Genomic DNA, 24,440 nt, shown 5'->3' with positions numbered 1-24,440 from the left:
GCGCTCAGCGCGGCTGGCTGCACCGGATTCGATCGAGAGTAGCGACTATCTCGGCGATCACGTGGTCCATGCGTTCGGTCAGGTCGACCCAGGTGTAGCGAAGGATCGTCCAGCTCTGAATGATGTCGTTCTGCCTGATCCGATCCTGATGGAACGCGTCGTGATCGGAGTGAAATGCCCAGCCGTCGATTTCGATAACCACCATCTCGGCGAGGAACGCGAAGTCGAGTTCGTATCCGCCCCATCGATAATTGACCACCCAGCCGCCGATCTTGCGGGCCCGGAACTCTCGAACCAAGAGACGCTCTCCCTCCGAGCGTGCACCGTTCGCTGCGACTTTCAGCAGCCGCTTCGCTTCGGGAGCGCCGGTGCGACCTGGGTTTCGTGCATCTGCCCGCTGCAATCGCTCGAGGTCGGTGTGTCGCTGAAGTGCCCGATCCATGATGTGCGCCTTACCTATCGACGCTTCCAGAACAGTGAGTTCGAGAGACGTGACGCGAAGCCCGCGCCGCTCGACGATGTCCTTGTTGTGAATGTCGCGGCGACGTAGTCGGCAGCCCTCGGCGCGGCTTCGACCCCTACGCGGAGCGGTGACCTCGATGATGCTCGGCACGTCGGGGATCACCCCGTGCCAGAAGGCAGCGGCTTCCCCGCTGAGTGCAGCGTTCGGTCCTGCACCCCACACAGCGCACCGAATGCGTGCGTCCGCAGTGAATGGGCGGTCCACGACGAAGTACACCCCGCGATGAATTGTTCGCCACGCACCCGCGCGAACCGAGCGATCCACAGCGTCGCCACTCAGGCCGCAGAGTGCCGCCTGCGCGCGAGTGATCACGCCGTCGTGCTGTGCCAGCCATTCATCGAGCATGTCCACTTGGACGTTCACGGTGCCGAAGCGGTTCCCTAGCGAATCGGGTGCACTGAGCCGCGCTCAGCGCGGCTGGATGCACCGAATTCGATGGACAAGAAGCTGTGTGTTCGGGAGTTCTGCCCCAGATGAGAACCCGAGATCTCTCTTGCGACGCTCGCGCTCGAGTCGACGTTGTTCATCTGCACGTTCTCGACAACGCCGGAGAAATTCTGCATCGGCATCGGGATTCTGGGCGGACTGACGGCCGGGGCGTGTCTCGTATTCAGGAAACACAGAGTTGCTCGCGCGCCGGTTGCCGCCTCCGGGACCTCCCCAGATTCCGCCTCCAACAGGACGTCCCGCGAACAGCCATGCCAATGAGCCGGCGAGCGGGAGAAACACCACCAACAGCAACCACATGATCTTCGGGAGGAATCGCACTCCACCATCGTCGATCAGACAGAACACCCACAGCAACATCACCAGCAGACCGAGATACGGCATGTGATCCTCCACTTTCAAGACCGTTCGGTCTGATGTATCGAGCATCGTAGCGGGGCTATCGCGATTTCGACAGATATGGCCCAGGTCTATCGATCTGCAGGATGTGGTCAGCGAGGCGGCGAACTCCGCTGCTGGGCAAAATCGGGTGCAGCTAGCCGCGCTCAGCGCGGTCAGTTGCACCCGATTCGACCTCCAATTGCTTCAGCCCGCATGGCGTCGTTGCAACAGTCAGTGGCCTTGGGAGTAGATGAACAGCGACGACTGTCGTGTGTTCTTGGTCAGCAGGACGGTCACAGGGTCTGCCGTCCCTTGTGCAGGACGCGAGGTGGACAGCATCTCGGGTTCGCAGGTCAAGCCCAGTGCAGTCCAGTTGCTCGTCGATGCAGCGGCGCACGTCACCGGTTGCAGGGGCGGATAGGAAGGGTTTGCCGCCGATACCGCTGTGTCGTCGCCGGCCTCGCTGGGCGCGTCGAATCGGGCCCGCCACGCGGGCTGGCCGACGAACTCCGTGTGGGTGAAGGCCTGAACGAACTCGAAGCCACTCGGCACGTCGAAAGCTATGTCCTGCAGACCACGCGACACTTCTTCTTCATTCATGGACCTGCGTTCGCCGGGCTCGAACGAACTGCACGACGCGGTGAGAACGACGACCAAACCGATGAGCCAGAACCGACACAGTCCCGCTGATGAACTCATCTCACCGCACGACTCGATGATTGTCGCGGGATCAGTGTCGGGAGTGCCTTTTTCAGCGGAGTCGAGCCGTCGTCGCCGTTGAGCAGTATTTCCATTGCGGTTCGGGCGATTTGGTCGAATGCGGTGCGGACCGAGGTCAGGGGAACCGGCAACAGTTGCGCGAGCGGGATGTCGTTGTAGCCGACCAGTGAAAGGTCCTCTCCGACAGCCAGATTGTGTCGATGCGCTGCCGACAACACTCCGAGGGCGAGGTTGTCGTTGGCTGCGAACACGGCGGTGGGACGGCCTGAGCCGTCGAGCAGATCGTGTCCTGCGCTTGCCCCGGCTTCGATTCCGTAGCCGGTCTCGATCGTCCACTCCGGGCGTGGTTGCAGGCCGGCTTCGGCAAATGCCCTGTGCGCGCCCGCCAGACGACCGACAGCACTGGACGTGAACAGAGGTCCTGTCAGCACTGCGATGTCGGTGTGGCCGAGATCGATGAGGTGACGAACCGCCAGATATCCACCGGTCTCGTCGTCGCCGATCGAGGACGGGCTCTTTCCGTCGGTTCTCAGCACCAGTACGTGCGGAATTCCGTTCTCGCGCAGGTGACTGGGGAGGGGATCGTCGGTGCGACTCGTGGCGAGAACGACCCCGTCGACATTGCGCTCCAGAAGCGACTGCGCGGCGTTCCATTCGTCGGTGGGATCGTCGCCGCTCGTCGCGACGACGGCGTGGTAGCCCTCCCTGCCCGCTGCCCGGTCGATGGCCTCGAACATCAGCGCCATCACGGTGTCCGAGAGGCGCGGCACCAGGACGCCGATGGTGGCGGTGGCACCGCGTCGTAGATTCGACGCGAACGTGTTGCGCCGGTATCCGAGATGCTCGGCAATTTCGCGCACCCGTACGGCCGTCGCGGATCGGGACGGTGCGACGCGGTCGTCGAGAACACGGCTGACGGTCGAGATGCTGACCCCGGCAGCCTTGGCGACGTCACGCAGTGTGACCGCGTCTGTGCGCTCCGTCGAGAGCCCACTTCGGGTGGAACGCATGTGCAGTTCCTGACTGTTCGTTGAATCTCCTGGTACGGCCGAACTTACAGATCGCCAGCCTGCGGCGCATGCAAACGTCCCAGGAACGTTTGCAAGCGTGCCATGCGATGCCTGTCACCCCTGAACTTCAAAGTGATGGTTGACACATCGGTGGGGAGCGGTTTAGCGTGTTGCAAACGTTCCCGACAACGTTCCCATCACATTCTCGAGAAGGACGACAACATGAATTCACTCGATCTCCGCGGACTCAGCCCAGCACCGATCACGCCGTTCACTCGCGATGGTGAGGTCGACTACGACGCAATCCAGCGCCTCGGTTCCTGGCTCGGCAGCGTCGACGGCGTCAAGAGTCTCGTCGTCCTCGGTCACGCGGGTGAAGGCACATTCCTCACCCAGGCCGAGCAGGCCAAGGTGATCGGTGCCTTCCGCGATTCGGTCGACGGAAAGCTTCCGATCATCGCCGGCATCACCGGGGAAGGAACGGCCGTATCCGTCGAAGAAGCCAAGCGTGCGGTCGACGCCGGTGCATCTGCCGGACTGGTGTACCCGTCACACGGTTGGCTGCGTTTCGGCTACCAGGACGGCGCACCGCAGGATCGGTACCGCGCACTGTACGAAGGATCGGGCTTGCCTCTGATCCTGTTCCAGTACCCGGACGTCACCAAGGCGACGTACAACCTCGACACCCAGCTCGAAATTGCCGCTCAGGAGGGCGTTTTCGCAACCAAGAACGGCGTTCGCAACATGCGCCGTTGGGACCGTGAGATCCCGGTTCTGCGCAAGGAGAACCCGGACCTGCAGATCCTCAGCTGCCACGACGAATACCTGCTGCACACCATGTTCGACGTCGACGGCCTCCTCGTCGGCTACGGCGGCCTGGCTCCCGAACCCCTCGTCGAGCTCATTGCCGCAGGCAAGGCCAAGGACTACCCGGCCGCACGCGCCATCCACGACCGTCTGCTGCCCGTCACCGCCAACGTCTATCACCGCGGATCTCACATGGAGGGCACCGTCGCGCTCAAGGAAGGCCTGGTCCACCGCGGCATCCTCGAGCACGCCACCGTCCGCTCGCCGCTGCTGCCACTCGCCGCAGGCGCTCACGAAGAGATCGCGGCGGCACTCGATTCCGCGAACCTCGGTTCGGTAGTACCCGCGCTGGTCTGAGTTCCCTCGCAGGGACAGACCGCGTCAGATCACTCGGTCGGCATCGGTGGCCATCTTCGCCCGGCCATCGATGCCGCACACCGACCTTCGCTCGTACTTTTCGTATCCGCTCCCCACCGCGTCGAGCCGAGGGCACACTGCCTCTAGTAGCGAGTACGGAGCGTCACCAGAAAGGCTCGTCATGAGTCAACCCCGCACGACCCCGGTGGCACCAGCCGCGTCCACCATCACCGCTGATGGACCGCCTGCCATGTCGAGTCGATGGAAGACAGTCCTGAGCACGCTGGCCATGGCGGGTCCCGCCTTCATCGCCGGCGCCTGGCAATTCGGCCCCGGCAACCTGGCCAGTGCGGTCGAGGCCGGTAGCAAGTACGGCTACGCGTTGATCTGGGTCGTCGTGCTCTCGACGGTGTTCATGCTCGTGTACGCCGATATGAGCGTGCGTCTGGGAATACGGACGCCGACGTCGTTGATCAGTTCGGTCAAAGACATCCTCGGGCACCGCGTCGGTGTCGCAGCCGGCTTCGGGGTCTTCATCATCACCCTGTGCTTCTCGGTCGGCAATGCCGTCGGATCCGGACTCGGGCTGTCGATGGTATTCGGCGGATCCCCGTTGATCTGGACGATTGCCTGCACGGCATTCGTGGCGCTGATCCTGTTGTTTCGCAACGTCTATCGCATAGTCGAGCGTGTGCTGCTCGTCATCGTCGGACTCCTCGGTGCCGCCTTCATCATCAGCGCGGTCATCGCGAAGCCGGACTGGTACATGGCTCTCGACGGCGTGATGCCCAGCGCCCCTTCGGGAAGCTTGCTGCTCATCGTCGCGCTCGTCGGCACCAACTTCTCACTCAACGCAGCGTTCTTCACCTCGTACGGTATCCACGAACGAGGCCGGACCAGAGGCGAATACCGTCAAACCTCCATTGCCGACACGATTCCCGGCATCGTCGCCCCCGGCATCATGACAGCGCTCGTCATCGTCGTGGCCGCTGCGGTACTCGAGAGCCAGAATGCCGAAGCGACCAGCTTGGTCGGACTGGCCAAAATATTCGAACCCATTGCAGGACCGATAGGTTCGACCATCTTCGCCCTCGGACTGTCGGGAGCGGCCTTCTCCTCGATGGTGGCCAATGCCACGGCCGGAGGAACCATGCTCTCCGACGCGTTGGGCCGGGGAGCATCGCCCGGTACCCCTACGGCGAAGGTGACCTGCGCTGCAATCCTGGCGTTCGGTTTGGCGATCACCATCATGTTCACCTCGTCGCCGATCCAACTGATCATCGTCGCCCAGGCTCTGACCGTGCTGGTGGCCCCATTCCTCGGCTTCTTGCTCTACGTCATGAGCAACAATCGCCAACTGATGGGAGACCTCCGAAACACGTGGTGGAAGAACGCACTCGGTGTCCTCGGATTCCTCTCCATCCTGTCGCTCTCCGGTGTGCTGGTCTACGAACTTATGACTCGCTAGACCACGCGTCGCAATCGTCCCGGGCGGAAGTTCTCACGAACTCCTGCCCGGGACTTTTCTCTACCTCAACGCCACCGATCGCGGTGGGTGTGTCGTGACGAACTGTCCGGCTATCGAACCCACGAGCGCGATTCCGAAGCCGACGCACTGAACCCCGGTCATGCTCTGTCCCAGCACTATCCATCCGATGACTGCTGCAGTCAGCGGACTCAGCACGCCGAGGAGTGTCACATTGGCACTGGGGAGAGCGCGGGCACCGCGAAACCACAGTGAGTAGGCCAACGCGCCGCCCACCACTGCGAGCCAGGTGTAGCCGATTGCAGCCTCGGCATCCAGTGCCCACGGCCCTTCGTCGACGATCGGAATCAGTGGCGAGATGACCACTCCGCCGATAATCAGTTGCCACGCAGTGGAATTGAGCGGGCTGGTATCGGGTGGCACACCCCAGCGCTTGGTGAGGGCGACACCGATTGCCATGCTGACGGCTCCGACCACTGCGGCGGCGAGGCCGATGGCATCGAGTCGGATCGTTCCGGACACAGCCGTCAGCGCAACCCCGACGACGGCCAGCGCGGCCCATCCAACCTGGACGGGCCGCGTTCGTCCCCAACCGAAGATCACCGATATCGCCACGATCACAAGCGGCTGCGAGGACCCCACGACGGCGGCAATTCCACCGGGTAGCCGGTAGGCCGCCACGAACAGCATCGGAAAGAACAACCCGATGTTGAGTACACCGAGGGTCGCGGTCTTCAGTCTCCATCCCTTTGCGGGAATGCCCGGAGCGATGAGCAGCAGAAGGAGCCCCGCGGGTACCGCGCGCAGCACGCTGGCGGTCATCGGCCGGTCGGGAGGAAGGAGTTCGGTGGTCACCAGGTAAGTCGTGCCCCAGAGGATGGGAGCGAGTGCGGCAGCGGCCGTCAATCCGAGAGTCGAGGGGGCGACGTCGGGCGCGCGGAGGCGTCGAGGATCGGTTGGGTGTGTCTGCATGCGAGGTGGTCGCATCGGTGGCTCATCTCTGGGGCGCGGTCCGTAAACATCTTAACGTTGAACTATCTAGCATTGAACGGTAGGACGGTCGTGGCACAATGTCAAACAATTGAGCACTGAAGTATTGAGGGGTGGTTGGCTCGATGTCGAACGAGACACTCGACGCAGTGGACCGGATCGTCCAGCAGTGGCGGGCCGAGCGGCCCGATGTGGATGTCGGACCCATGGAGGTCATCGGCCGTATCAGCCGTGCGGCGTCCGTCCTGGACAGGCGCACGCAGGCTGTACTGGCCGAATTCGGTTTGCAACCAGGCGAATTCGATCTCATCGCAACGCTCCAGCGCGCCGGGTCTCCGCATCGTCTCACCGTCGGGCAGTTGCTGGACAGCGCGATGGTGACGTCAGGTGCCGTTACGCACCGTTTGAATCGGTTGACCGACAAGGGATTGGTCGAACGCGAGATCGACCCCACCAATCGTCGGGTGGTCATAGTGCAATTGACGCAGGCCGGAATCGCTGCAGTGGATGCCGCGCTACCCGCTCACGTGGCCAATGAGGAAGCTCTGCTCGGATCGTTGAATCCGGATGAGCGACGCCAACTTGCAGGCCTGTTGAAGCGACTTCTTCTCGATCTCGGATAGCTGCGCCACTGACACCGTCTCTTCCGCATCCAAGCAGACTGTGGTACTTGTTGTTCCATGAACTCATTCGACACGTCGAAAGGCGCATGAGCGCCCGTAGTCACAGCACCGTCGGTTTCGAAACGCCGAGGTGCAGAACATGAAGCTTGCCGAGGCCCTCGCTGAACGAGGGGAACTGATCAAGCGCACCGAACATCTGAAGGTTCGAATTCTGGCGAACGCCCGCCATCAGGACGGTGAATCACCGGCCGAAGATGCGTCGATTCTGTTGTCGGAGTACACAACTGTGCTCGACCGTCTCGAGGTCCTCATTCGCAGGATCAACCGGACGAACAGCGCCGCGACGATGCGGGACGGAACAATTACCGACGCACTCGCGTCCCGTGACGTGCTGCGGATGCGTCACAAGGCGATCTCTGCAGCAGCGGACGCCGCGTCGGGACGTGAGCAGGAGCGTCGGTACGGTCCGCGACAGCTGCGGTCGGAGTTGGTGTATGTCGCAGCCCTTCCTGTTGCCGAATTGCGCTCTACTGCAGACGATATCGCCAGACAGATCCGGCTGGTGGATCTGGAGATCCAACGCATCAACTGGGAATTCGACCTGATCGAGTAGTGAATCGGTTGCCGGGTAGTAGGTAGTTTTCGTTCGAGGCGAGCACGTGCCGCGGCCGGCGGTTTTCCGGTCCTTCTCCCGCGTGGTGAGCAGCGTCCCGGGTATTCACCCGTTCACAGTGCAGCTCAGTACAATTCACGGAGTACGGCGCACACATCACAGTGCACTACCGTGTGCTGATCGAACGAGACGAGGGTGGGTAAGGGGCCACCCGGCATTGTGGTCTCGGCGGCTTTCGGAGGTTAGCCTGAACAGCATGAACGCACCGCCGATACGCCTCGAACGGCCTGCTCTGATCGTCGTCGACGTGCAGGCTGGATTCGACGATTCCGAATTCTGGGGCCCGCGGGACAATCCGTCGTGCGAGAGCAATATTGCTGCGCTTCTACGGGTGTGGAGGTCGAAGGCGTGGCCGATCGTGTTCGTTCGACATGACTCCGATAACCCGCAGTCTCCATTGTCGCCGACTGGTGATGGGCATGCGTTCAAAGACGTCATCGAGGGAACTCCGGATCTGCTGATCAGCAAACGGGTCAATTCGAGCTTCTACGGCACGCCGGATCTCGACGCCTGGCTACGCGCTGAGGGCATCGACCAGGTGATGATCTGCGGGATCACCACCAACCACTGTTGCGAGACCACCGCACGCATGGCGGGCAATCTCGGTTACGACACCTACTTCGTCATCGACGCCACACACACCTTCGATCGCCTCGCACTCGACGGAACCACGGTGCCCGCGGCGACGTTGTCGGCAATGACTGCGACAAACCTGCACGGGGAATTCGCGACTGTCGTCGTGACGGAGGATTTGCTTTCGAGCTTCTAGCCGAGCCGTTTGATACCGTTCGGTATGGCGAATCGGCGGACGACTGCAGGTCTGGCAGGACCCATCGTGTTGCTGTACCTGGGTTACTTCGCGTCGGTCCCGATACTCGAGGCCTTTTTTCGCGGGTTGTTCGAGCCGCGGCTGAACTGGGCCGAGATCGGTTGGGGTGGAACGATCGTGTTCGCATTCATGGTCGTTGCGGGACTGGTTGCATGCGTCGTGGCGATACGGATTCTTGTCGACTCGCCACGATTTCCGGGGTTCGTGGCGACCTCGGGCTTGTCCATCGGTCGGAAGATCGATTTGCTGGGTGTCACTCTCATCGGGTTTACAGTCGTCGTGATCTCGCTGATGGGCGAGGGACTGGCACTCGGCTTCTTCGCCCCCATCGTTACCGGATGGTTGTGTGTCAACACGATTCGCAACTACAGATCGCTGTCCAAGTCGGGTCGAGCTGCAACGGAGCAGTGATCCGTGAACACGGTACTTGCGCTCTTGCTGATGGTCGGAGTTTGCGCGTTCGCATACGGCGCTGCAGTCGGCTTTCGAGGAAAGGCGCTCCACGTCGACTACTACGGCCGCGACGTGCCGGACCGAGTGAAGACCACGCCGCACCTGCGTGCACGGGCGAACAGGATATTCGTGGTCTGCGGCGTCGCTGCCGCTACTTTGCTGCTGGCTCCACTGTTTTGGATCTTCACCGACTTCCAACGCGACAGAACGACGTGGGAGTTACTCGGTCTGGCGGGCTATGTCTTCATCGTCGTACTCGTGGGCAGCTACCCGTTCGCAAAAATCAAGAGTCTGTGATCATTCGGCCTTCGCTCAGGTTGGTTCAGGACCTATCAGTGACTCGACTGTCTCGCTCTCGGAAATCGATCAAGACTACGTGAAGGCCGGTGCCGAGTCCGGATAGAGCACTGTGAATCGAGGCCACCGTTCGGGTCCAGCACGGGTCGAACAACGATCTGGACGCGCTCGTCGAGTCAGGGGCCGAAACGGTTCAGCTGAGTCAAGCGGGCACTGTCAGAACCGGCCGACCGCAGTGTCGAGCAAGGTTGTCGGCTGCGGACTCGCCGCCCAATCTGCGTAGTACCGAACCGAAACCGCCGCCGGACGCACCCAGGACAATCATCGACGCGTCGTACTTCCGTCCGAATGATTCCAGTGCGCCGCCGGGAGTTCCGTAGACCGCATCGTAGGTCCATGGAACGTCGGCTCGGTCGAGTGCCTCGGTTGCACGTTCACGTTCGCGCCCTGCCTGGGCCTCGGTGTCCTCTTCGTACGTCTCCGAGTCGGGGTCGACGGGTGTGTCGGCTAGGTCGATCACGTGTACGACATGCACCGATCCTCCGATCCCCGATGCGAACTGCAGCGACCACGTCAGTGCGTGATGCGAGATGTCGCCGCCGTCGTAACCGACCACCAGCGGGCACTTGTGGGTATGGGGACCACCGTCCGGTCCGTCGATGTGCTCTACCGCGCTGCGTCGGTGGTGGTCTGAACCGGACATCATTGCCTCCTCGAATCGTGCACTGCAGAACGAACATGCGCCCTCATCAGATGTACGCCGTCGCGATCATCGCGACACCGACGACCGCAGTGGTGGCGAGCGCCGTGCCGATGGCGTTGGACGCGGCGAGCCCGTAGTGGCGGCGTTCGAGCAGGCGGATGGTCTCCACACTTGCGGTGCTGAAAGTGGTGAAACCACCGCAGAACCCGACACCGATAATTGCCTGCACCTGCTCAGGTGCAGACCGAAACATCACCAACCCCGCCACGATGCCGAGTACGGCCGATCCGGTGACGTTGATCAGCACTGTGGCGTAGGGGAATTCGGTCTTCAGTCGCGTTCGGATGACGCCGTCGAGCACGAATCTGCTCACTGCCCCGGCACTTCCGGCGAGAACGACCCACAGTGCGATCATCGCTTGTCCTCCGTGTGGGCACCGAACCGTTGCGCGAGAACTATGCCTGCCCCGGCTGCGAACGTACCGACGACCACACTGATGGTCATGTACAACGCGGCCGCCAACACCCGATGATCTTGCAGCAGTTCCACGGTCTCGAGAGCAAAGGAGCTGTAGGTGGTGTACGAGCCGAGTACCCCGGTGCCGATACACAATCGGATTCGGCGTCGCCAGCCCTCGTCAGGGCCGGAGAGCGCAAGACGCTCCAACAGCATCCCGAGGACGAAAGCTCCGGTGAGGTTGATGACGAGAGTGGTAAAAGGGAACGGACCCGAATTGGGCGGATACGCGGTCTCGGCCGCGTATCGAACACCGGTACCTACCAGGCCGCCGAGGGCTACGGCCGCAATAGCGGCTGGTTGGGCATGCACTGGGCGGGAAGGGGCCGGGCTGTCGGGGTCGACCGGCAGGGACCCATCGGCGGTAGCGCCGTGCGTCTCGTGGAAATTGTTCATCAACCTGCTCCCTATCTGCGGACATGCGAGTGCCGAGACAGGGACTGTTGTCGGTCCGAAGACCGAGGTTCGGTTACGGCGAGCCCCACCGCCGCTGCGCGCACCGGCGCATGATCATGATGGCACACCGTGGTGCGGCTCCGCCGCAGTGGCGTGATCAGGTGCCCTGGGTGGCACTCGACCGCACCACTGCCGAAGGCACTGGGCCGTCGTAGCGAGCGATCGGGCGAATGATCTTGCTGTCATGTGACTGCTCGACGATGTTGGCACACCACCCGACCATCCGACTGCAGGCGAAGGTGGGCGTGAACATCGACCGAGGAATTCCGCAGAGCTCCATCACGACACCGGCGTAGTACTCCACGTTGGCGTACAGCTTTCGATCCGGTTTCAGATCGGCGAGCGCAGCGGTGATGACCTTCTCGACCTGAACAGCCTTGTCGATGAGCTCCCCGCCCAACTCCTGCGCAGTTTCGCGCAGCATCACCGATCGGGGATCGTCGGTTCGGTACACCGGGTGCCCGAAGCCCATGATGCGTTCGCCTGCAGAGATTTTCGCTCGCGCCCAGGCGTCCGCGGAATCGACGTCGGCGATCTCGTCCAGCCCGTCGAGAGCGCGATCCGGGGCACCTCCGTGCAACGGACCAGCGAAGGCACCGATGGCAGCACACACTGCGGATGCGATGTCCGAACCTGTCGACGCCACAACTCGCGCAGTGAACGTCGACGCGTTGAACCCGTGATCGATCGTGGCGGTGAGATATCGATCGATCGCTCGGGCACGATCGGCGTCGGGCACCTGTCCGGTGATCATGAACAACCAGTTCTGCGCGGTGGTCAGATCCTCGCGCGGTTCCACGGGTTCTTTGCCGGTCCGAATCCTGTGTACGGCAGCCAGAATGGTCGGCGTCATCGCGCACAGACGTAGCGCGGTCACACGCTTGTCCGATTCCGACGACTCGTAGAGGGGTAGTGCGCCTGCCAGCCCCGACAACACCGTCCGTAGCGCAAAGAGGGGTTGCTCGGGACCCGATTGCGCCACCGTTCTCACCGCAGCTGCCACGGCCTCCGGCAATATTCGCAGCGGTGCCACTGTACTCAGGAATTCGGCGCGCTCGAAATCGTCCGGCAGCCGACCTTCGACCATGAGGAACCACGCGTCCTCGAAGGTCAGGTGTAGCGCGATGTCGATCGCCGAGTACTGGCGGTAGTGATAGAAACCTTCGTCGCCGCGAACATCTCCGATGGATGTGGTGGTGACAACGACGTTGTGGAGCCCCCGTGGGGCATCGAGAACGGTCATGGCTGCACTCCTTTGCGCTGGTCAACCCCTACGATCCGCGCTAACGTTGATTATTGTCAATGTTGATCGAATCAATGTGAAAGGCGGACATGACGCACGCCGACGGTCGGAACATGCTCACCACCGCGCAGGCTGCCGCAAGGCTGGGGGTCAAGCCGGAAACGGTGTACGCGTACGTCAGCCGCGGTCTGCTGACCAGCACTCGACTGACCGGCGTGCGGGGGAGTGTGTTCGACGTAGACGAGGTGGAATCTCTCGCCGGACGCGACACCGCTCGGCGTACCGATATCGGTGCCGTGGAACGAATTCGAACTCGGATCACGCTGATCGACGACGGGCATCTGTACTACCGGGGGCGTGATGCGGTGGCGCTCAGCTCGCGTGCGTTCGAGTCGGTTGCACACTTCGTCTGGACGGGTGAATTGCTGGACGAAGTCCACTTCCACGCGGACTCCGTTGTGGTGCAACGATGCAGAGAAGCGACAAGGCTGGTGTCGCCGGATTGCCGGTCCATCGATCGGATCCGCATCGCCGTCGACATCGCGTCCACCTACCGACCGATGCGATTCGACACCGGGTCCACATCCGTCGTCCGCGAGGCAGGGCAGCTGCTGGCGACGGTCGCAGCAGCACTCGGTGGTGGTTCCTCGGAGCTTTCGGTTGTCGAATCGGTCTGGGCGGCAATCAAGTCCGACTCCTCGAATCCGAACGGTCTGGCGGTGCTGCAGGCCGCGCTCGTCCTGATGGCAGACCACGGTCTTGCTGCGTCGACGCTCGGAGTTCGGGTGGCAGCGAGCACCCGAGCCAATCTGTATTCGGCAGTCTCGGCGGGTCTGGGATGCATCGACGGCCCGCTGCACGGCTCCGCTGCCGATCCCGTGTATCGGTTCCTGACGATGGCGATCGACGATCCGATAGGCGCTCTCGCAACACAATTGAGGTCCGGGGAGCGGGTGCCCGGCTTCGGGCACGTCATCTACACCGACCGAGACCCGCGTGCCGAGGAACTACTGCGACTGCTTCGGGACCCGGCTCACGGTGCGGACCCCGTAGTGATCGCTGCAGCGGACACGATTATCGAGGAGGTGAGTAGCAGATTCGATACCTTTCCGAACTCGGATTTCGCTCTCGCCACGTTCACCTTCGCCTACGGGCTCGAGTCCGACACACCGGAGATGCTGTTCGCACTCGCCCGCATTGTCGGGTGGACGGCACACGCACTCGAGGAATACGACGAAGCGCCCCTTCGCTTTCGGGTTCCAGGCATCTACACGGGGACTCGACCGGGAACCTACTGAGGCGTCGGGCAGTCCAGTAATGCGAACGCAGCAAGCAGTTGGCGACGCGCGGCAGCGATCTCGGCTGTGTTGTCGGCCAGGTGATGCAGCAGAGCGCGCTGAAAGATGCCGTCGAGAAGGATGTAGGCCGAGGCGTTGTCGAGTGCGGGAGTGGAGCCGCGAAGTTCGCAGTAACGAGCGACCACGCGCCAGATCATGTCCTCGCGACGCGCCTCGATCTCGAGCACGTCGTTGCGGAACGAGCCGTCGAACAGGGCTTGATTGCGCAGGTCGTACCAGAGTCGATGGATGCCGGCGTCCTCGGCCAGAGTGGCGAAGTACTTCTCCTCGAAGTCCGCGTACAAGCCGGTGGCGTCGACGGCGTTGGCCACCACCTCGTCGTAGCGAGTGACACACATGGCCTCGTACTGGCGAACGGCGTGCGTGATGAGGTCGAGTTTGTCGGTGAAGTAGTAGTGCAGCACGCCGTGTGAGTACTCGGAATTCTGCGCGATCTCCCGCAGTGACGTGCGCGCGTAACCCAATTCGGCCAGCGTGTGCAGCGTCGCCTCGGCCAGTTCGGTGCGCTTGGCCTCGAACTTGTTGCGGGCTCGCTCTTCGATACGCGCGCGAGGATCAACGGTCTGGGTCATGTGCCGGGTCCTTTCCGCGCGTGGTCGTCACCTCAGTGTATGCCCGACGGCCGATCGGGGGATATCGGCGGCGGCCAGATATTGGTCGCTGAAAAAGGTGTGGGCGGCACCGCGCTGCTCGGATCCTATTGCGCTACAAAGGCTGCAGTCATCCAGGTCACCCGCGTCGCCACATTCGAAATGCGAGCATCGGGAGTGCGGGTGAATGCGGTGTGCCCCGGATTTGCCGACACTGCGATGGTCGACCGACTGGTCCCGGACTTCGAAGCCGCGACCCAGATTCCGTTCGGTGACCTGGTCGCCGCGAAGCAGGGACGACTGGGAACGCCAGAGGACATCGCGGAAGTGACGTTGTTCCTCGCCTCCGACCGGGCGTCGTGGATCACCGGAAGCCACTACATCCTGGACGGAGGACTGTCGGCGTCGCTCGTCTAGGTTCGGGAGCTCCCCGTCACCCGAGGGCGACGGGGAGCAACCCTCGGGGCGTCTCGGATGCGATGTCGGTCAGCGCTTCCTGCAGGTCGGGGTATCGGAACTCGAAACCGCTGCCTGTCAACACCTGTGGATCCACCCAACGGCTTTTCAAGACCAATTCTGCCTCCGTGCGAATCACCCGTGCCCCGAACTGAAGCAGCCATGCCGGTGTCGGCAACCCGCGGCTTCGGCCCAGAGTGCTCCTCACCTTCTGCATCAGCTCCTCGTTGGTCACCGGGAACGGCGTGGCTAAGTTCACCGGGCCGGAGATGCCTGTGTTGTCGTAGAGGTGATCGAGGATGCGTCCGACATCGGCGACGTGCACCCAACTGAACATCTGGCCGCCGTCGCCCATCGTGCCGCCGAGTCCGACTCGGGCCAGGTCGATGATCGGGTTGATCGCACCGCCGCCTGCACCCAGCACTATCGACATACGCAGCGCCACTTTGCGAATGGCCACATCGGCGTCGAACAGCTCACGCTCCCAGGCGCGGGCGACCTCGACGGAGAATCCCGACCCGATGTCGCCGGATTGTTCGTCCATCGGCCTGTCGCGCGAATCGCGATAAATGGTGCCCGTACTGGCGTTGACCCACAACTCGGGTGGGTTCTGGACCTGAGCCAAGGCACGCCCGAGCTGGGCCGTCGTCTGGATGCGCGATGACATGATCTCGTCCGCGTTCGCCTTGTTGTAGCGACAGCTCACCGAGCGGCCTGCGAGGTTGACGACCAGATCGGAACCGTCGAGCACGTCGACGAGGCCGCGATGGTCGGACCATGTGGCATCACTGGATGTTCCGCGCCCGACGGTTCTGACGCGAATGCCGCGATCTTCGTAGGAGCGATGCAGGTACCGGCCGATGTAGCCGGAGGCACCGCACACGACGACAGTCGATGGTGAATCAGTCACTGGTCCAACCCTTCTGGAGAGGTCATTCGTTTCAACAGGCCGGCCACGTCGGTGACCAACCCCCGCGCCACCGGGAGACGAGCGAGGCGTACGGCTTTGGCCACCACCGGTACGAGCCCGTCGACCAGGATGCGGGTGCGTGCCTGGTTGTCCGAGGAGTCGGTGACCCAATGGAGGGTGACACCCATGTAGATCATCCAGAGCAGCTGCGGAAGAACGTCTTTCAGAGAACCGGGAACCTTCTGTTTCGACGTGTCCAAGGTGGTTCGCATGAGGTCGATGGCCATGGACCTGGCGTCGGACGATTCTTCCGAGAACGGACTGGAACTGGACCGGGTGGGCAACGCCAACTGTAGGAACGATCCACCGAAGGCGTGATACGGCTCCATCACGTCCAGCCCGGAATGCAAGACGGCAGCGAGGTTTTCGGACAGTGATCCGCCGTCGACTAGGACGCGGAGTGCACGCTCGCGATGATCGCGCTGAATCACCATGTACAACTCGTTGACGAGTTCGTCCTTGCCGGCGAAGTAGTAGTAGGCATTCCCGAGCGAGACGCCCGCTTCGTCGGCGATGCGACGCATGGTGGTCGCCTGGAACCCTTCCTCACGAAAGAGGCGTAGAGCTACCTCGACCACCTTGTCGCGAGTCTCGGACGTGCGAGCCATCCATTCACCTCAATTCTGAACGTGTTCAAATTCGAACATAGACCTGTTTTTGAACACGTTCAAGATCGGATGGTGGATGCCAGGGAGGGCTCTGCCCGATTTTCAGCGGTGACCACGGTGTTCGATCCCGGTTCGACGGAGGATCTGGCCCCGATCGAGGAGAATTCCTTCCATGCTGCCGCCGGAAAGGACCTACGCCGAATTTCCCTCGCCCGTCGACGGGATTCGGTGCACCTGGGAGCGGCGGTCGCAGGCGGGGGACCGGCCGTTGATCGTTCCCGACGGATGTGTGGATCTGATCTGGTTCTCCGATGGACGACTCGAGGCGGCGGGCCCGGATACCGCAGCCCGACAAGCCGTCACCCTCGGTCCGCTGGAGATGGTCGGTGTGCGTCTCGCTCCGTCCGCAGCTCGAAGGGTCAGTGCGATTCCAGTCGGTGAATTGTGTGATCAGCAACCGCATGTCGCAGCGCTGGGAGCGTCCTGGTTGGAGGCTGCCCATGTCCTTACGGGTCACGATCCGAACGGTGCGATGCCAGCGCGGCGAAAGATGCTCGCCGACCTCACCGTTCGGGCCATGAGGCCTGCGGAGGACGGGCTGGTCCTGGCCGCTGTGCAGGTGCTCGAGGCGTCGCCGGGTATCAAAGTCGGTGATCTCGCCGTCGGCTTGGGAGTCGGTGTTCGGCAGCTGCATCGGAGGTTTGCCGACGAGGTCGGCTACGGCCCGAAAACCCTCGCCCGGGTCATTCGCGTCGGGCGGCTCGTCGACGTTGCTGCCACCGTTCCCGACCTGGCGTCGCTCTCGTATGCCGCAGGCTTTGCGAGTCAGGCGCACATGTGTGACGAGGTACGTGCACTCACCACGTTGACACCGGTCCGATTTCTGGAAGAACGTCGCGGCCCGTCTTACGTAGGGTCGCTGCTATGAACCGAGAACCCTTTGTGGCAAGTAGACATGTGGCTCGAGTTATCAGGCGTACACCCGACGAGGTGTACGAGTTCGCCGCGAATCCTGCGAACTTGCCCAAATGGGCGGCAGGACTGGCGCACAGCCCGGTGACCATCGACGGTGATCGGCTTCTCGTAGATTCGCCGATGGGACAGGTGACAGTACGCTTCGTGCCGCACAACGACCTCGGCGTCCTCGATCATGACGTGACACTGCCGTCGGGGACCGTCGTGAACAACCCCGTAAGAGTGCTGAGTCATCCAAATGGCGCGGAAATTCTGTTCACGGTCCGACAAATCGAACTGAGCGACGACGAATTCGAGCGCGATCTCGGCATGGTCGCCGACGACTTGAAAAGACTCGCAGAGCTACTGGAAGGTCAGTGACCTCGTGCGTCCATCAACAGGGATGTACGCGTCCAATCGGGCCTCGACGAAGTCCGACGTCAGGTCGATCCGCCCGGCTTCGCGCCACGGACGGCCGCGCGCGTCGTCCTAGACGACTCCGAGGACCGCACCCGCTACTGTCGCTCCCGTGAGGTGGTAGCTCGCGGTGACAGCTCCGAACACGAATGGTTGTGGAGTGTGGGGCGTCAGCGCGTTGGTCAATGATGCTGCAGCGGAGGCCAACCCGACACCCAGTCCAACGAGCACCCCCGATACCACGGCATCCGCGTTGATGGCGTCGAGAACGAGAGCGATCACGATGGTTGTCGCCGCCGAGCAGCAGAGCGGAACCACGTAGTAGGACAACGGGAATCGGCCTCCTGTCTGCGCCCGATCACGCCCGATCGAGCGATCCCATGTGCGCCCGAACAAGGGGCCGAACCACAGCGCGCCGAGTGCGTAGTACACAACCGCTGCCCCGGCTACTCCCAACCAGTTCACGACACTCCCCTTCGGCCCGGTTGAGTCACTCGGTCGACATCGGTCCAAGAAGTGGTGGTCATAGCGTGATCGTCTCGAGACCTGAGGCTCGGTGTATTGCAGAATTGCGACATGGAAGAAAGGCAGGTCGCGTCCAAGCCCATCGACGTTCACGAACGCTCCGGCGTGATGGCTCCTGCGCTTCTCCGTCGCTTCGACGCAACCTGGCACGAACCGGCTGCAGAGGTTCGAGATGTTGTCGACGCGTACTGGAGCGTGCGATGGGAATTGTCTGCGGACGAAACCGTCGAACAGCGAGTCCTCGAATTTCCTGCAGTCACGGTCAGTATCGAGACCGGTGCAGTGCCTGCGCCGTTCATGATCACCAATGTTCAACGCAGGGCGTGGTCCCGGACGATAGAAGGTCAAGGCTTCGTGTTCGCCATCCGGCTGCGTCCAGCTGGACTGGCTGTGGTATCCAACCTCGATCCCAAGAGACTTACTGCGGAGCAACCGATCACCGAAGAGACCGACCAACTTCTCTTCGGCATGCTCGGTAGCATTTCCGGGCAGGATTCGGCTGCCGACCATGCTGTACGGGCAGATTCAGTGATCACTGAGATGCTGGGGAAACGACCGGCGGCTGCCGAACATCTTCTCGCGAACGCCGCTGTCGATGCTTTGGCGCAGAGCATCGGCAGAAAACCCGGGCAATCGGTGGCAGGAATGCTCGGGGTCAGTGAACGTGCCGTGCAGAGGGCGCTGCGATCGTCACTCGGGATGGGCCCCAAAGCAGTCGCCCGACGGGTTCGACTACAAGAAGTGGTGCAACGTTTGTCGCTCCCCGCAGCCGATGCTGCCCGTATTGCTGCCGACCTGGGCTACGTCGATCAAGCTCACATGATCAACGACTTTCGCGGCGTCGCCGGAATTACGCCGGGAGCCTACCTTCGTGAACTCGCTGCACTCGGCCGCGCCTGAGTGAGGGGTGGCGAGAGCCTCTGCAACTCAGCGCACTTCTTCGGAAGTCGACCGAGCCTGCGTAGCGGAGTACTCGCTGCACTGCGCGCATCGGGTGAGCAGATCGTGTGTGCACGCGACGACGTGCGCGAGAAAGCGCTCGGCACTGGCGAGTCGAGCTTGCTGCCGTCGGACTCGGGCCAGATGGTCTGCGATGACTTCGGTTCGTTCGGGCTCGTCTCGATGAAGTATCAGGCGGATGTCGGACAAGCTGATTCCCACGTCCTGACAGGCCCTCAGCACCCGCAGTCGACGCAGGTGTTCCTCGCTGTAATCGCGGTGACCCGACGAGAGGCGTTCGGGCACAACCACACCGACGTCCTCCCAATGTCTGAGGACGTGGGTCGGAACGTCGAGTTCGCGCGCAGCCTCTCCGATCTTCACTTGCCGATGGTCTCACATTGACTTCAGGTCGACCTGAACTATTACGTTCGTTCCCATGACGATCGACAGATTCGATCTACCAGAGCCAATCTTCGTGTCCGTGGGCGGCGATAGGGTGGCGACTTACGAGCTGGCTCCCGAGGTGGACGTGCCCTCAGTGGACGTTGTGTTCTGCCATGGAACTCCCTGGTCGGCTCAGGTGTGGGCGCAGGCCGCGCGCCACCTCAGCGCTGGCCATCGTGTCTACCTGTGGGACATGCCCGGATACGGCCGGTCTGCACAGGGATCCGATGTCCGGACCGACCTGCCCACCCAGATGCTGCGCTTCGCGCTGTTGCTCGACCACTGGAGGTTGAAGAGCCCCTTCGTCGTCGCTCACGACATCGGCGGTGCAGTCGCCCTGGGAGTCCATTTACTTCACGGCTGCGATTTCGGCGGGCTTTATCTGTGGGACGTGGTGACCCTCGACCCCTGGGGATCCGAGTTCTTCAGACTCGTCGCGGACAACGCCGAGGTCTTTGCCGCGTTGCCTGCACACCTGCACTCGGCGCTGGTTACCGAATACATCGCGGGAGCGGCACATCAACGACTGGACGCAGACATCGTGGCAATGTTGACCGAACCCTGGATATCCGACGAGGGTCAGCCCGCGTTCTACCGACAGATCACCGAACTTAGTCCCGAACACACGCGGCCCATCGTCGATGCCCTTCCCCGAGTCCGCTGCAACACCTCGATCGGATGGGGCGAACAGGACCCCTGGATTCCCGTCGAACAGGCGTTTCGACTGCGGCAATTGCTGCCGGGGGAATCGTCTGTGATCACTGTTCCTGGTGTGGGTCATCTGACTCCGCTCGAAGCACCGTCGGTCACCGCTGAAGCGTTGGATGCGTGGCTAGGAATGCTTGTCCGAGAACTTCCGAGAAGCCCACGATCGTGCAGCTGACTCGCTGACATCGTTCGTCGAGCCGTTCGAGGTGCGTCTCGTGGATACTGAGTTCCGTGGTGCTGAGACGAATGGGAACGTCCCACATCGGAGGCCGAGGGGCCCAGTGGCTTCGTGAGCTGAACGAGCGACATCCATGGAGTCGCAACGATTGCTACCGGGTGCAAAGATGCGACACCGCATAGGGTTTCGGCACACAATCGAGTGGACCAAGCCTGGTGTCGAGTAGAGCCGTCATGTCTCTCCTACGCGCAGAAGGCGAAAGCCTCTGCAGTAGAGCGTGAATCCAACGGCAGCACCGACAACGGCACCGATTATGGGTTGCACTTTTGTCCACCACTCGAGGAAGAGGCCGACTCGGACCTGCAAGGTGATGTCAGCGGTAGTCGCGTAGGCCCGGCTCATTTGGCCGGGTTCTACGTACAGGGTTCCGGCCCATCCCGACACGGACGCGAGCAGACCCACCGTGAGCCCCAGTGCGGCGAAGGCAAGAACAACTGAGCGCATGGGGGCACAATATCGGTGCTGGGCAGAAACAGGTGTCGCGAACGACAAGGAAAGGACGCGCCTCGAATGTGGGACTTACACAGTCCGGGCGTGCTGCAGTTGCCGTCGGGCAGTCTCGTTCGTGGACGTGCCTTGCGTGTTCCGACACCTGACGGTCCGTTGCCGGACTTCGGGATCTACCTGCAGGGCAAGGATCCGGGCGAGTTCGAGTGGGACAGTCGATGGGTTCGTTGGCCCGACTTCCGGCTGCCGTCCGACTCGAAAGAGCTCGAGGTCGGACTACGAGAAGTATTGCGCCGCTGTGCAACCCAGAGAGTCGAGATCGCGTGTACCGGCGGTGAGGGGCGAACGGGCACCGCACTGGCCTGCCTGGTTGCGCTGGACGGTATGCCGGGAAGTGCTGCAATCGACTATGTCCGGAGCAATTACTCGCACCGCGCTATCGAAACGCCCTGGCAGAGACGCTATGCGAGGACATTCGTGAAACCGAGCTCTCTGCTCTGAGCAGAATCTGCGACCCATCACGGACAGGAGGCCTAGGCTGCGATCATGGGCCAGGTCATACGAATCGATGAGCGTCGAGCAGCGCGCGCGGTGGAACCCCTGTGGCGCGAGGTGGTCGGCAGACGACTACGCGAGCGCAGACACGCCCGCGGAGATACCCTCGCCGACACCGCCGCACGCGCAGGTATTGCGCCGCAATACTTGTCGGAGCTCGAACGCGGCCGCAAGGATCCGTCGAGCGAAATCCTCGCGGCCGTCGTCGGCGCATTGGGCACGTCGATGGCCGAAATCTCACGCCTTGCGCATCACGACCTCTCGCGTGGCGATGCGACGTTGATGGCCGCCTGACGTCCCTCGAGAACCTGATCGACGACCCCGTATTCGAGAGCAGCCGGTGCCGTCAACACCAGATCTCGGTCGGTGTCGTGTCGAAGCGTGTCCACGTCGCGTCCGGTGTGTGCCGCCAGAATTGCCTCCATCTCCGCTCGCACTCGGACGACTTCGTCAGCGGCCAAGATGAGGTCCGGGATGGTGCCGCGTCCCTGCGCCGCAGGCTGGTGCAACACCACCCGGCTGTGGGTGAGCGCAGAGCGTCGTCCCGGTGCGCCGGCAGCGAGTAGTACTGCACCTGCTGCCACAGCTTGACCCACACATGTTGTGGCAATGGGTGATCCGATGAATTGCATCGTGTCGTAGATTGCGAGCATGGCAGCGGTGTCGCCGCCCTCGCAGTTGATGTACATCGAAATTTCCTGGTCGGGGGAGTCGGCCTCCAGATGCAGCAGCTGCGCGATCATCGCATTCGCGACCCCTGCGTCGATACCGGTACCGAGATAGACGATGCGCTCACTGAGCAGATGCGAATAGACGTCGACGACGCGTTCTCCGCGCGAATCTCGGGTGATGACATTGGGAATCGTGTACGTGCTCATCGGGCCAACTCCATTCCGAACGATGCCCGTCGCGCAGGCATGACCTGATCGAACGAGTCCACGATCGCGTCGACGAACCCGTACTGGAGGGCTGCTTCCGCGGTGAACCAACGGTCGTGCAGAGAGTCGTCGAAGATCTGCTCGCGTGTTTGTCCGGTGTCGTCGGCAATGAGCCCGAGCACGGTATCTCGGGTATGACGCAGATCGTTGGCCTGTACTTCCACTTCGACTGCCGACCCACCGATGCCGGCGGATCCCTGATGCATCAGTATTCGCGAATGCGGCAGGGCATATCGCTTGCCGCGCGTACCGGAGGACAACAGGAATTGACCTGCGCTGCAAGCCAACCCGAGTGCAAGCGTCGACACGTCGCACGGCACCAGCCGCATCACATCGCGGATCGCGAGCATCGCGGGAACCGATCCGCCGGGGGAGTGAATCCACAGAGCGATGTCGGCCGAGGAGTTGTCGGCGGCCAATGTCAACAAATGGGTGGTGAGGACCGTGCCGTTGTCGTCGTCGAGGGGGCCGTCGAGCACCAGGACTCGATGACGCAGGAGTTGGTTGCGGAGTTCGGGTGGGAACATTCGTGGCGTTTCGCTCATGGTTCGAGTGTGAGTCCCAATTCGATTGCATGCCAATAGTTCTGCTGTAGGCAGCGGGTCTGCTCACAGCTTCGCGGGTGCCAGATGGACAATGGAGAGATGACTGCACTCGAGTTCTCCGAATCCGTCGTCGTCGCTGCGTCTGTCGACGACGTGTACGCCGTTGTCTCCGACATCACCCGAACAGGCGAATGGAGCCCGATCTGCCAGGAGTGCTGGTGGAACGAGGCCGACGGCGGTGGCGTCGGATCGACCTTCACCGGCCGCAATGTGGTGCCCGGTCGCACGTGGGAGACCGTGTCGACGGTCGCCGTAGCCGACCCGGGTCGCGAGTTCGCGTGGGTGGTGGGCGACAACTTCGTTCGCTGGGGCTATACCCTCGAAACCGTCGATGGCGGAACACGACTGACCGAGAACTGGAACTTCCTGCCCGACGGCATCGCCTTCTTCCACAGCAAGTTCGGCGACGACGCGCAGAAGGAAATCGACACTCGTAGCCAGGCGGCTCTCGACGGCATCCCCCGCACCCTGGCGGCAATCAAGCGAATCGTGGAAGCCGAAGCCTGATTACTGTCGGCCAGGTGCGCTGCCTGTCCACTGTTCGAGGCCGATGACGGAATCCCGCGTCTCGACGCAAATTGTGGACACTGAGCGCACCTGTGACCGATAGCCTGTCCGCATGGCAGCGACGGTTCTGCGGATGTCCACGGTTCTCGAATCACGAGGCCCGGCAGCGGCCATTGTGCTCACTGACGAGCAGGTCGCGTCCCTCGGTTCCACCAAAACGCCGCCGGTTCGGTTCACGATCGGTGGTCAGACGGTGCGCGGTCGTATCGGCCGAATGGGTGGCGAGAATTTGCTCGGACTCAACAAGAGCGTTCGCGCCACACTCGGAGTCGAGGCCGGAGACACCGTCGACGTGACGATCGAGTTGGACGACCAGCCGCAGGTGATCGAGGTTCCGGCGGCGCTGGCGACAGCCTTGGACGCGGATCCGGCTGTCCGAGCAGCGTTCGATGCGCTGGCACCGTCGACGCGAAAGGAACACGCAAGGTCCGTCGCCGACGCGAAACGCGACGACACTCGCGAGCGGCGTGTCACGGCAATCGTCCAGTCCCTGCGGCCCTGAGTGCTGCCGGCCCTGCGACGTTGCAAACGCGCGCGCGTTCGCGAGACGCTCGCGAATTGGTCACCTGGTCAATGGCGGAATCGCGCGCACCTGACGAATGCG

35 protein-coding genes are annotated in these 24,440 nt (G+C 62.4%); 17 read left to right on the top strand and 18 right to left on the bottom strand.

The genetic code is table 11. The features are described 5' to 3' along the window. Positions 1-4: 4 nt before the first annotated feature. Genes CH256_RS19240 through CH256_RS19225 form a run of 4 tightly spaced genes read right to left on the bottom strand, consistent with a single transcriptional unit; the run spans position 5 to position 3,081 of the window. On the bottom strand, positions 5-886 hold the full coding sequence (locus CH256_RS19240) for a type IV toxin-antitoxin system AbiEi family antitoxin domain-containing protein (RefSeq protein WP_306438724.1): 882 nt from the start codon (positions 884-886) through the stop codon (positions 5-7). 45 nt (positions 887-931) lie between these two features. Next, positions 932-1,534 carry a PLD nuclease N-terminal domain-containing protein gene (locus CH256_RS19235; RefSeq protein WP_373454849.1) on the bottom strand — a complete coding sequence of 201 codons (603 nt, stop codon included), beginning with the start codon at positions 1,532-1,534 and terminating at the stop codon, positions 932-934. Between the two features lie 48 nt (positions 1,535-1,582). Beyond that, entirely contained in the window at positions 1,583-2,050 is a 468-nt protein-coding gene (locus CH256_RS19230) for a hypothetical protein (RefSeq protein WP_094670332.1), read from the bottom strand. Beyond that, complete coding sequence (locus CH256_RS19225) at positions 2,047-3,081, bottom strand: LacI family DNA-binding transcriptional regulator (protein ID WP_143536624.1); 1,035 nt, start codon at positions 3,079-3,081, stop codon at positions 2,047-2,049. Before CH256_RS19225 ends, CH256_RS19230 begins: the two co-directional genes overlap by 4 nt. 222 nt (positions 3,082-3,303) lie before the next feature. Between CH256_RS19225 and CH256_RS19220 the strand changes: the two genes are divergently transcribed. Continuing rightward, the gene (locus CH256_RS19220; protein WP_068055215.1) at positions 3,304-4,245 is read left to right on the top strand and encodes a dihydrodipicolinate synthase family protein; all 942 of its coding nucleotides are present in this window, start codon (positions 3,304-3,306) and stop codon (positions 4,243-4,245) included. 24 nt (positions 4,246-4,269) lie between these two features. Here CH256_RS19220 and CH256_RS28175 read toward each other — a convergent pair whose 3' ends face one another. Further along, positions 4,270-4,428, bottom strand: a complete 159-nt coding sequence (locus tag CH256_RS28175; protein ID WP_156517214.1) for a hypothetical protein — start codon at positions 4,426-4,428, stop codon at positions 4,270-4,272. Between the two features lie 106 nt (positions 4,429-4,534). On the opposite strand from CH256_RS28175, the gene CH256_RS19215 reads away from it, so the two are divergent. Next, positions 4,535-5,713 (top strand): Nramp family divalent metal transporter, encoded by a 1,179-nt coding sequence (locus tag CH256_RS19215; RefSeq protein ID WP_068055234.1) that lies wholly within the window; start codon positions 4,535-4,537, stop codon positions 5,711-5,713. A 60-nt stretch (positions 5,714-5,773) separates the two neighbouring features. Here CH256_RS19215 and CH256_RS19210 read toward each other — a convergent pair whose 3' ends face one another. Then, positions 5,774-6,703 carry a DMT family transporter gene (locus CH256_RS19210; RefSeq protein WP_256989485.1) on the bottom strand — a complete coding sequence of 310 codons (930 nt, stop codon included), beginning with the start codon at positions 6,701-6,703 and terminating at the stop codon, positions 5,774-5,776. A gap of 143 nt (positions 6,704-6,846) precedes the next feature. On the opposite strand from CH256_RS19210, the gene CH256_RS19205 reads away from it, so the two are divergent. From CH256_RS19205 to CH256_RS19185, 5 genes are all read left to right on the top strand, one after another. Next, complete coding sequence (locus CH256_RS19205; protein WP_094670330.1) at positions 6,847-7,344, top strand: MarR family winged helix-turn-helix transcriptional regulator; 498 nt, start codon at positions 6,847-6,849, stop codon at positions 7,342-7,344. Positions 7,345-7,483: 139 nt separating this feature from the next. After that, complete coding sequence (locus tag CH256_RS19200) at positions 7,484-7,957, top strand: DIP1984 family protein (protein ID WP_094670329.1); 474 nt, start codon at positions 7,484-7,486, stop codon at positions 7,955-7,957. A 256-nt stretch (positions 7,958-8,213) separates the two neighbouring features. After that, on the top strand, positions 8,214-8,786 hold the full coding sequence (locus tag CH256_RS19195) for a cysteine hydrolase family protein (protein WP_094670328.1): 573 nt from the start codon (positions 8,214-8,216) through the stop codon (positions 8,784-8,786). Positions 8,787-8,852: 66 nt separating this feature from the next. Next, positions 8,853-9,257: a hypothetical protein gene (locus tag CH256_RS19190; protein WP_143536623.1), complete on the top strand. Its 405-nt coding sequence runs from the start codon at positions 8,853-8,855 to the stop codon at positions 9,255-9,257. A 3-nt stretch (positions 9,258-9,260) separates the two neighbouring features. Next, entirely contained in the window at positions 9,261-9,596 is a 336-nt protein-coding gene (locus CH256_RS19185; protein ID WP_094670326.1) for a hypothetical protein, read from the top strand. A gap of 202 nt (positions 9,597-9,798) precedes the next feature. On the opposite strand, the gene CH256_RS19180 is transcribed toward CH256_RS19185, so the two are convergent. The 4 genes from CH256_RS19180 to CH256_RS19165 form a co-directional block, all read right to left on the bottom strand. Next, positions 9,799-10,299, bottom strand: a complete 501-nt coding sequence (locus tag CH256_RS19180) for a universal stress protein (RefSeq protein WP_179272151.1) — start codon at positions 10,297-10,299, stop codon at positions 9,799-9,801. Between the two features lie 46 nt (positions 10,300-10,345). Next, positions 10,346-10,714: a fluoride efflux transporter CrcB gene (gene crcB / locus CH256_RS19175; RefSeq protein ID WP_094670324.1), complete on the bottom strand. Its 369-nt coding sequence runs from the start codon at positions 10,712-10,714 to the stop codon at positions 10,346-10,348. Further along, positions 10,711-11,211, bottom strand: coding sequence for a fluoride efflux transporter CrcB (gene crcB / locus CH256_RS19170; protein ID WP_094670323.1), 501 nt, complete (start codon positions 11,209-11,211; stop codon positions 10,711-10,713). Before crcB (CH256_RS19170) ends, crcB (CH256_RS19175) begins: the two co-directional genes overlap by 4 nt. A gap of 157 nt (positions 11,212-11,368) precedes the next feature. Beyond that, on the bottom strand, positions 11,369-12,514 hold the full coding sequence (locus CH256_RS19165; protein ID WP_094670322.1) for a citrate/2-methylcitrate synthase: 1,146 nt from the start codon (positions 12,512-12,514) through the stop codon (positions 11,369-11,371). An 89-nt stretch (positions 12,515-12,603) separates the two neighbouring features. Here CH256_RS19165 and CH256_RS19160 point away from each other — a divergent pair, with 89 nt between their 5' ends. Continuing rightward, positions 12,604-13,812, top strand: coding sequence for a citrate synthase (locus CH256_RS19160; RefSeq protein WP_094670321.1), 1,209 nt, complete (start codon positions 12,604-12,606; stop codon positions 13,810-13,812). Here the strand turns inward: CH256_RS19160 and CH256_RS19155 are convergent. After that, entirely contained in the window at positions 13,806-14,444 is a 639-nt protein-coding gene (locus CH256_RS19155) for a TetR/AcrR family transcriptional regulator (RefSeq protein ID WP_068055190.1), read from the bottom strand. The two genes, CH256_RS19160 and CH256_RS19155, sit on opposite strands and share 7 nt — an antisense overlap. A gap of 39 nt (positions 14,445-14,483) precedes the next feature. Between CH256_RS19155 and CH256_RS19150 the strand changes: the two genes are divergently transcribed. Beyond that, positions 14,484-14,879, top strand: coding sequence for an SDR family NAD(P)-dependent oxidoreductase (locus tag CH256_RS19150; protein WP_256989484.1), 396 nt, complete (start codon positions 14,484-14,486; stop codon positions 14,877-14,879). 16 nt (positions 14,880-14,895) lie between these two features. Here the strand turns inward: CH256_RS19150 and CH256_RS19145 are convergent, their stop codons facing one another. After that, positions 14,896-15,828: a TIGR01777 family oxidoreductase gene (locus CH256_RS19145; protein WP_094640720.1), complete on the bottom strand. Its 933-nt coding sequence runs from the start codon at positions 15,826-15,828 to the stop codon at positions 14,896-14,898. After that, on the bottom strand, positions 15,825-16,496 hold the full coding sequence (locus tag CH256_RS19140) for a TetR/AcrR family transcriptional regulator (protein WP_094670320.1): 672 nt from the start codon (positions 16,494-16,496) through the stop codon (positions 15,825-15,827). The genes CH256_RS19145 and CH256_RS19140 overlap by 4 nt, the downstream gene beginning before the upstream one ends. A 172-nt stretch (positions 16,497-16,668) precedes the next feature. Here CH256_RS19140 and CH256_RS19135 point away from each other — a divergent pair, with 172 nt between their 5' ends. After that, on the top strand, positions 16,669-17,424 hold the full coding sequence (locus CH256_RS19135; RefSeq protein WP_094670319.1) for a helix-turn-helix domain-containing protein: 756 nt from the start codon (positions 16,669-16,671) through the stop codon (positions 17,422-17,424). Further along, positions 17,421-17,831, top strand: a complete 411-nt coding sequence (locus CH256_RS19130; protein ID WP_255183122.1) for an SRPBCC family protein — start codon at positions 17,421-17,423, stop codon at positions 17,829-17,831. The genes CH256_RS19135 and CH256_RS19130 overlap by 4 nt, the downstream gene beginning before the upstream one ends. Positions 17,832-17,939: 108 nt before the next feature. Here the strand turns inward: CH256_RS19130 and CH256_RS28170 are convergent, their stop codons facing one another. Next, positions 17,940-18,332: a DUF1761 domain-containing protein gene (locus CH256_RS28170; RefSeq protein ID WP_176460187.1), complete on the bottom strand. Its 393-nt coding sequence runs from the start codon at positions 18,330-18,332 to the stop codon at positions 17,940-17,942. Positions 18,333-18,443: 111 nt separating this feature from the next. Here CH256_RS28170 and CH256_RS19120 point away from each other — a divergent pair, with 111 nt between their 5' ends. Next, positions 18,444-19,292, top strand: a complete 849-nt coding sequence (locus CH256_RS19120) for a helix-turn-helix domain-containing protein (RefSeq protein WP_094670318.1) — start codon at positions 18,444-18,446, stop codon at positions 19,290-19,292. Positions 19,293-19,319: 27 nt separating this feature from the next. On the opposite strand, the gene CH256_RS19115 is transcribed toward CH256_RS19120, so the two are convergent. Continuing rightward, positions 19,320-19,715, bottom strand: coding sequence for a MerR family transcriptional regulator (locus CH256_RS19115; RefSeq protein ID WP_094670317.1), 396 nt, complete (start codon positions 19,713-19,715; stop codon positions 19,320-19,322). A gap of 115 nt (positions 19,716-19,830) precedes the next feature. Here CH256_RS19115 and CH256_RS19110 point away from each other — a divergent pair, with 115 nt between their 5' ends. Then, positions 19,831-20,661 (top strand): alpha/beta fold hydrolase, encoded by an 831-nt coding sequence (locus CH256_RS19110; protein ID WP_256989483.1) that lies wholly within the window; start codon positions 19,831-19,833, stop codon positions 20,659-20,661. A 234-nt stretch (positions 20,662-20,895) separates the two neighbouring features. Here CH256_RS19110 and CH256_RS19105 read toward each other — a convergent pair whose 3' ends face one another. Then, the gene (locus CH256_RS19105; RefSeq protein ID WP_094640728.1) at positions 20,896-21,168 is read right to left on the bottom strand and encodes a hypothetical protein; all 273 of its coding nucleotides are present in this window, start codon (positions 21,166-21,168) and stop codon (positions 20,896-20,898) included. 66 nt (positions 21,169-21,234) lie between these two features. On the opposite strand from CH256_RS19105, the gene CH256_RS19100 reads away from it, so the two are divergent. Together CH256_RS19100 and CH256_RS19095 are read left to right on the top strand one after the other, a co-directional pair. Beyond that, positions 21,235-21,672: a protein-tyrosine phosphatase family protein gene (locus tag CH256_RS19100; protein WP_068055161.1), complete on the top strand. Its 438-nt coding sequence runs from the start codon at positions 21,235-21,237 to the stop codon at positions 21,670-21,672. A gap of 45 nt (positions 21,673-21,717) precedes the next feature. After that, positions 21,718-22,020, top strand: coding sequence for a helix-turn-helix domain-containing protein (locus CH256_RS19095; protein WP_255183123.1), 303 nt, complete (start codon positions 21,718-21,720; stop codon positions 22,018-22,020). Here the strand turns inward: CH256_RS19095 and CH256_RS19090 are convergent. Beyond that, positions 21,978-22,604, bottom strand: a complete 627-nt coding sequence (locus tag CH256_RS19090; protein WP_094640729.1) for a ClpP family protease — start codon at positions 22,602-22,604, stop codon at positions 21,978-21,980. The two genes, CH256_RS19095 and CH256_RS19090, sit on opposite strands and share 43 nt — an antisense overlap. Beyond that, on the bottom strand, positions 22,601-23,209 hold the full coding sequence (locus tag CH256_RS19085) for a ClpP family protease (protein ID WP_094640730.1): 609 nt from the start codon (positions 23,207-23,209) through the stop codon (positions 22,601-22,603). The genes CH256_RS19090 and CH256_RS19085 overlap by 4 nt, the downstream gene beginning before the upstream one ends. A 99-nt stretch (positions 23,210-23,308) precedes the next feature. Between CH256_RS19085 and CH256_RS19080 the strand changes: the two genes are divergently transcribed. Together CH256_RS19080 and CH256_RS19075 are read left to right on the top strand one after the other, a co-directional pair. Continuing rightward, the gene (locus CH256_RS19080) at positions 23,309-23,776 is read left to right on the top strand and encodes an SRPBCC family protein (RefSeq protein WP_094670355.1); all 468 of its coding nucleotides are present in this window, start codon (positions 23,309-23,311) and stop codon (positions 23,774-23,776) included. 112 nt (positions 23,777-23,888) lie between these two features. Continuing rightward, complete coding sequence (locus CH256_RS19075) at positions 23,889-24,338, top strand: YdeI/OmpD-associated family protein (RefSeq protein ID WP_094670315.1); 450 nt, start codon at positions 23,889-23,891, stop codon at positions 24,336-24,338. The last annotated feature ends 102 nt before the right edge of the window (positions 24,339-24,440 follow it).

Source organism: Rhodococcus sp. 05-2254-6, assembly GCF_002258565.1.
Taxonomy (GTDB): Bacteria; Actinomycetota; Actinomycetes; order Mycobacteriales; family Mycobacteriaceae; genus Rhodococcoides.
Note: the sequence above shows the minus strand (reverse complement) of the source record. Positions and strands in the feature narration are given on the sequence as shown.